Below are 2205 nucleotides of genomic sequence, written 5' to 3'. Positions count from 1 at the left end.
TGCCGCAGCCGGAGGGGCCGATGAAGGCCGTCACCGTGCGGGGCTCGACCGTCATCGAGATGTCTTCGATTGCCTTGTGGGAGCCGTAGTAGGCGGTGAGCCCACTGACGTCGATTCGCTTGGCCATGACTGCTTCACTTCCAGGGGGTTCAGAACGGTCGCTGAGGAGGTCGCGGTCAGCGACCGGTCTTGGGGGCCTTCCAGCGGGCGATGCCGCGGGCCACCAGGTTGAGGATCATCACGAAGGCGATCAGCGTGAGGGACGCGGCCCAGGCACGGTCGTAGGCCGCACCGGAACCCGCGCTCTGCGCGAACTGCTGGTAGATGTACAGCGGCAGCGACGCCTGTGCACCGGAGAACGGGTCGTTGTTGATGAACGGGTTGCCGAACACCAGCAGCAGGACGGGCGCGGTCTCACCGGCGATGCGTGCCACCGACAGCATGATGCCGGTGGTGATGCCGCCGATAGCGGTCGGGAGGACCACCTTCAGGATCGTGCGCCACTTCGGGATGCCGAGGGCGAGGGACGCTTCACGCAGTTCGTTCGGGACGAGCTTCAGCATCTCCTCGGTGGAGCGGACCACGACCGGCATCATCAGGATGGCCAGGGCGCAGGAACCGGCGAAGCCGGAGGGCCCCATGTCCCACATGAGCATCAGGGACAGGATGAACAGACCCGCGACGATCGACGGGATGCCCGTCATGACGTCGACGAAGAACGTGATCGCCTTGGAGAGCCTGCCGTGTCCGTACTCGACGAGGTAGATCGCGGTGAGCACGCCGATCGGGGCGCCGATCGCGGTGGCGAGGCCGACCTGCTCCAGGCTGCCGATGATGGCGTGGTAGATGCCGCCGCCGGGCTCGGTGTCGCCGACCACACCCATCGAGTGGGTCAGGAAGTAGATGTCGAGGACCTTCACGCCGCGCGCGATCGTCGTCCAGAGGAGGGAGACGAGCGGTACGACGGCGAGGAGGAAGGCGACCCAGACGAGGCTGGTGGCGACCCGGTCCTTGGCCTGGCGGGAGCCCTCGATGCGCGCGGCGATGACGTACGTGCCGAGGACGAAGAGGATCGCCGCGATCAGGCCCCACTGGATCTTGCTGTCCAGGCTGCCGACCAGTCCGATGAGGACGGCCAGCACGACGGAGCCGCCGGCGATGGCGTACGGCGACCACTTGGGGAGTGTCGCGCCCTGCAGGGTGCTCACGGGCTTGTCGGCTACGGCTGTGGTGCTCATGCGTTGGCCCCCGAGTACTCCGCACGGCGGGCGATGATGAGCCGGGCCGCACCGTTGACCAGCAAGGTGATGACGAACAGGACGAGACCGGACGCGATCAGTGCGTCACGGCCGAACGGTGTCGCCTCGCTGAACTTGCTGGCGATGTTCTGGGCGAAGGTTCCGCCGCCCGGGTTGAGCAGGCTGGCGTGGATGATGAAGTCCGGGGAGAGCACGGTGGCGACGGCCATCGTCTCGCCGAGCGCGCGGCCGAGGCCGAGCATCGAGGCGGAGATCACGCCGGAGCGGCCGAAGGGGATCACCGCCATGCGGATGACCTCCCAGCGGGTGGCGCCGAGGGCGAGGGCCGCTTCTTCGATCATCTGCGGGGCCTGGCGGAAGACCTCGCGGCTGACGTTGGTGATGATCGGCAGGATCATGATCGCGAGCAGGATGCCGACGGTGAGCATCGAGCGCGGCGCGCCCTCTTCCCAGGAGAAGATCCCGGTCCAGCCGAAGTAGTCGTTCAGCCAGCCGAAGAGGCCGATCATGTGCGGTACGAGGATCAGGGCGCCCCACAGGCCGTACACGATGGACGGTACGGCGGCCAGCAGGTCGATCACGTAGGAGACCGGGCCGCGGAGCTTGCGCGGGGCGTAGTGCGTGGTGAAGAGGGCGATGGCGACCGCGATCGGGACCGCGATGACCATGGCGATGATCGAGGACACCACGGTGCCGAAGGCCAGGACGGCGATGCCGAACTTCGCCGGGACCAGGTTGGTGTTCCACTCGAAGGTGGTGAGGAAGTTCGCGTGGTCCTTGCTGATCGCGAGCGAGGCGCGGTAGGTGAGGAAGACCGCGATGGCGGCCATGATCACCAGCAGCAGGATGCCCGACCCGCGGGAGAGACCGAGGAAGATCCGGTCACCGGGTCGGGTGGCGCCGCGGGCCGCGGACTTCTCCGGGGCGGCGGGCTCGGGGGTGGGAG

The 2205-nt window shown here is 67.6% G+C and carries 2 protein-coding genes and 1 pseudogene; all 3 read right to left on the bottom strand.

Annotated features, from left to right (window positions below; translation table 11 throughout):
• Nucleotides 1-127, bottom strand: a pseudogene (gene pstB / locus JHN45_RS51660) (phosphate ABC transporter ATP-binding protein); the annotation flags it as partial.
• A gap of 49 nt (nucleotides 128-176) precedes the next feature.
• Nucleotides 177-1238 (bottom strand): phosphate ABC transporter permease PstA, encoded by a 1062-nt coding sequence (gene pstA / locus JHN45_RS51655; RefSeq protein ID WP_201056431.1) that lies wholly within the window; start codon nucleotides 1236-1238, stop codon nucleotides 177-179.
• Nucleotides 1235-2205: phosphate ABC transporter permease subunit PstC (gene pstC / locus JHN45_RS51650; RefSeq protein WP_236585058.1), on the bottom strand; the 971-nt coding region annotated here is incomplete at its 5' end. The genes pstA and pstC, both read right to left, overlap by 4 nt.

The organism is Streptomyces sp. MBT53 (genome assembly GCF_016654115.1).
Classification (GTDB): domain Bacteria; phylum Actinomycetota; class Actinomycetes; order Streptomycetales; family Streptomycetaceae; genus Streptomyces.
Note: the sequence above shows the minus strand (reverse complement) of the source record. Positions and strands in the feature narration are given on the sequence as shown.

Bases quoted from the DNA above. Each gene is read 5' to 3' on its own strand.
- pstA (WP_201056431.1), bottom strand. From the start codon at position 1,238: ATGAGCACCACAGCCGTAGCCGACAAGCCCGTGAGCACCCTGCAGGGC.